We start from the raw sequence: 4,513 nt of genomic DNA, 5'->3' as shown, positions 1-4,513 counted from the left end.
GCAGTTGGTGGCGGCACAGGACGGGATCGCACATCCTCGCCATCATTTCCAGGCCGTCCGACTCGGTTGAGACTCTCTCTGAAATTGATGAGTCCTAAGTTCTATAACGGCTAATCAAAAGGATAGAGGTAATCGTGCTGCGAGCGTTGAATGTATTGATTTATCACATTTTCCTCATTGTGCGAGTTAAATGTGTCAACGCCATTTCGAACGGGTCAGCATAATAAAAAGGGGGAACGCGATGTTTCCCCCTTTTTTAACTCAAGAACGGCAGGCTCAGGTAATGAGCTCAAGTCCTTCCGCCGTCATCGCTTTTTCTACCGATGGCCGGTTGCCGACTCGCTCAATGTAATGGTTCAGCGCCGGAAACGCGCTCAAATCGAATTTTAACTTATGCGTCCAGCGGGCGATGGTGAACAAATAGGCATCGGCGACGCCAAATCGATTGCCGATGAGGTAGTCATGCTCGCTCAACACCGTATTCAGGTAGTTGAACCGCTGCTTCAGGTAGCTTCTCATCAGGTCTTTATATGACTCCGGCGTGCCGGAGCGGAACAGCGGCGAAACCGCCTTGTGTACTTCCATCGCGATGTAGTTTAACCACTCGATGGCATGGTAATGATGGATCGTATCGGGAGGCGCGATGAGGTTATATTGCGGCGCTTTGTCCGCCAGATAGAGTCCGATGGCGACCGCTTCGGTGAGCACGCTGCCGTCGTCCAGCTCCAGTGCCGGGACTAAACCTTTAGGCGCGATATGCAGGTAATCTCGGCCTTGTTCAGTTCTCTTGGTGTGCAGGTCCACCCGCTCTAGCGTGAATTGCGCGCGTGTTTCGCACAGGATGATATGAGGAAACAGCGCGGAACTGCCAGGGGTGTAATAGAGTTTCATACGTCGTTCCTTCCGTAAAAACTGCCATTTGTTTCGGTGTGTTGTTCTTGTTGTAGGCTTCAGCATTATGGCGAGAAATCGTTGAGGCGTGATGTGCGTTGCCTCGCATATTATTTACAGTAAAAATTAATTCGTGTCTGCCTTTCTCCGCGCCCATGCGCGTGCGCTTTAACCCATTTTTCTCTCGCCTTTCTGACGAAATATCGAGCGTAGCGCCGCATTTTCAGCTCATGCCTATCGTTATAATAACGGCCGTTGTTATGGAAACGTTATTTTTTGTTTGTGTTATCTTTAAATAAAACCACAAATAGATGCCGGTTATTGTCTGCTGGCGGCCATCACTTATGGCACTCCTGCCCGCTGGCGCGATCGTCCTGCTCTGCCATCACGGCGCCTCGCAGGGGAGTCCGCATTAGCCCGGAGGAAGCATGTCAACACAACATCGCACTGCCTGCATGGAAACGCTGACCGCGGGTCAGCACACCTATCATTTCTTTAGTCTGGCGTTGGCCGCCGAGCGCTGGGGCAACATCGACGCCTTGCCTAAATCCCTGAAAGTGTTATTCGAAAATGTTCTGCGATTCTACGACGGCGATAGCGTCGGTGATGACGATTTGCGTGCGCTGGTCGCCTGGCAAGTCAGCACCCACGGCGATCGGGAAATCGCCTACCGACCTGCACGCGTGCTGATGCAGGACTTCACCGGCGTGCCTGCGGTGGTTGATTTGGCGGCGATGCGGGATGCCGTACGTCGGCTCGGTGGCGATGTCGACAAGGTTAATCCGCGGGCCCCGGTTGATCTGGTAATCGACCATTCGGTGACGGTAGACCACTTCGGCGAACAGAACGCGCTGGAGGAGAATACGCGACTTGAAATGATGCGTAATCATGAACGCTATGCGTTTCTGAGATGGGGACAGAAAGCCTTTCGTCACTTCAGCGTGGTACCGCCTGGCACCGGCATTTGCCATCAGGTCAACCTCGAGTATCTGGCCAAAACCGTCTGGTTTGAACAGGATGGGGAGCAGCGAATCGCCTATCCGGATACTCTGGTCGGTACTGATTCTCATACGACGATGGTAAATGGTTTGGGCGTACTGGGCTGGGGCGTTGGAGGCATTGAGGCTGAGGCGGCGATGCTGGGTCAGCCCATCTCCATGCTGATCCCGGACGTCGTCGGATTCAAGCTGACGGGACGATTGCGCGAAGGCATCACCGCGACCGATTTGGTGCTGACGGTGACCCAGATGCTGCGCAAACACGGCGTGGTAGGAAAATTCGTAGAGTTTTACGGTGACGGCCTAGCTCATTTACCGCTGGCCGATAGGGCTACGTTGGGCAACATGGCGCCAGAGTATGGGGCGACCTGCGGCTTTTTCCCCGTCGATGAAGTGACCCTGGATTATCTGCGCCTGACCAATCGCAGCGAAGAGCAGATTGCGCTGGTGGAAAGCTACTCCAAGCGTCAGGGGCTCTGGCGCAATCCGGGTGACGAACCGCGTTTTTCCAGCCAGCTTGAGCTGGATATGGCCAAGGTGGAAACCAGTCTGGCCGGCCCTAAACGACCGCAGGATCGCGTTGCGTTGGCGGATGTGCCTGCGGCTTTTCAGGCCAGCCGGGAGCTGGATCTGAATACCCACTCGCCGTCGCAGAACACCTCGCCGCAGTTCACATTAGCCGGTGAGACGCAGGCGCTGCGGGAAGGCGCTGTCGTTATCGCGGCCATCACTTCTTGCACTAACACCTCTAACCCCAATGTACTGATGACGGCGGGCTTGCTGGCGCGCAACGCTGTGGCGCGCGGCCTGCGGACTCGTCCGTGGGTGAAAACGTCACTCGCGCCCGGTTCTCGGGTGGTGACGGAATATCTGGCTCGCGCTGGACTCACCGAGGCGCTGGACCGTCTGGGCTTTAATCTGGTGGGGTACGGCTGCACCACCTGCATCGGTAACTCCGGGCCATTGCCTGCGCCAATTGAAGCGGCGATTCGGCAGGGTGACTTGACCGTCGGCGCCGTGCTGTCCGGCAACCGCAACTTTGAAGGCCGCATTCACCCCCTGGTGAAAACAAACTGGTTGGCGTCTCCTCCGCTGGTAGTGGCCTATGCGCTGGCGGGCAATATGACGGTAGATCTGAGCCGCGATCCGCTGGGCGAGGATGACAAGGGCCAGCCGGTTTATCTGCGCGATATCTGGCCTTCCGCGAAAGAGGTCGCTGACGCGGTGCAACTGGTCAGTAGCGATATGTTTCGTCGCGAGTACGCCGAAGTCTTTTCCGGAACGGCGGAGTGGCAGGGGATCGCGGTCGGCAATGAACCGACTTATCGCTGGCCAGCGGATTCCACCTACATCCGTCAAACGCCGTTTTTCAATACGATGCAGATCGCGCCGGAGCCGGTCAAAGACATCCACAACGCCAGAATTCTCGCCATTTTGGGCGACTCCGTCACGACCGACCACATTTCTCCTGCGGGGAATATCAAAGCTGATAGCCCGGCGGGGCGCTATTTGCAGGCGCATGGCGTAGAGCCAGACGCGTTTAACTCCTACGGCTCTCGTCGCGGAAATCATGAAGTGATGATGCGCGGGACGTTCGCCAACATTCGTATTCGCAATGAAATGGTCCCGGGCAAGGAAGGGGGCTATACGCGACATATTCCCTCGCAGGACGTCCTGGCGATCTATGATGCCGCGATGCGCTATCAGCAGGAGCAAGTGCCGCTGGCCGTGATCGCGGGCAAGGAGTATGGCTCAGGGTCCAGCAGAGACTGGGCCGCGAAAGGACCGTGCCTGCTGGGCGTTCGTGTCGTCATCGCCGAAACGTTCGAACGTATTCACCGTTCCAACCTGATTGGCATGGGAATTCTCCCTCTGGAATTTCCGGCAGACGTCACTCGCAAAACGCTGGGACTGAACGGCGGAGAGCGTATTGATATTGCCGGACTGACCGATTTGCAACCCGGCAGTACGGTGGCGGTGACGATCACATCCGACGAGCGAGAAACGCAAACGGTCAATACCCGCTGCCGGATTGATACCGGAAACGAGCTGACTTACTTTCGCCACGGCGGCATTCTGCATTATGTCATCCGCAACATGCTTAAGGTTGAGTGACGTTGTCACTTGTGGCGTGTGGGGTCATATGAACGTCCTCTTGTTCGAGGTGACATAATCGCGTATCACTGAGGCCGCAGGTTTTTACCATCACATCGTGTAAGAGGGAAACACAATGGCAAAGGAACATCTCAGGCTGGCGGTGATGCTGAGCGCATTGGGCATGGTAGCATCCGCAGTAGACGCGGCGGTCGTGCCCGCAGGCACCGTCTTAGCGAATAAACAGGAGCTGGTGCGCGGTAATGGATCGGAACCCGCGACGTTGGACCCGAATCGCGCGGAAAGCGACGTTGAGGCCAACATCATTCATGACTTCTTCGATAATCTGATCTGGGCGAACGATGACGGCAGCTTCAGCGGGGGGCTGGCCGAGCGTTGGGAACATAAGGACTATCAGGTGTGGACGTTTCATCTGCGACCCGGCCTGATGTGGTCGGACGGCAGTCCGATCACAGCCGACGATGTGGTGTTCAGCTGGCAACGCCTTAGCGATCCGAAAACGCTATCGC

General features: G+C 56.2%; 3 protein-coding genes. 2 read left to right on the top strand and 1 reads right to left on the bottom strand.

The window, feature by feature from the left end:
- Positions 1-276 precede the first annotated feature (276 nt).
- Positions 277-891 carry a glutathione transferase GstA gene (gene gstA / locus Q7O77_RS15020; RefSeq protein WP_304169147.1) on the bottom strand — a complete coding sequence of 205 codons (615 nt, stop codon included), beginning with the start codon at positions 889-891 and terminating at the stop codon, positions 277-279.
- Positions 892-1,319: 428 nt separating this feature from the next.
- Between gstA and acnA the strand changes: the two genes are divergently transcribed.
- Positions 1,320-4,004 (top strand): aconitate hydratase AcnA, encoded by a 2,685-nt coding sequence (gene acnA / locus Q7O77_RS15015; RefSeq protein ID WP_304169144.1) that lies wholly within the window; start codon positions 1,320-1,322, stop codon positions 4,002-4,004.
- A 115-nt stretch (positions 4,005-4,119) separates the two neighbouring features.
- The coding region (locus tag Q7O77_RS15010) for an ABC transporter substrate-binding protein (protein ID WP_304169141.1) at positions 4,120-4,513 on the top strand (394 nt) is incomplete at its 3' end.

This window comes from Lonsdalea britannica, from assembly GCF_946477055.1.
In the GTDB taxonomy this organism is placed as follows: Bacteria; Pseudomonadota; Gammaproteobacteria; order Enterobacterales; family Enterobacteriaceae; genus Lonsdalea; species Lonsdalea britannica_A.
The sequence above is the reverse complement of the archived record's forward strand: the minus strand, read 5'-3'. Positions and strand labels throughout refer to the sequence as shown.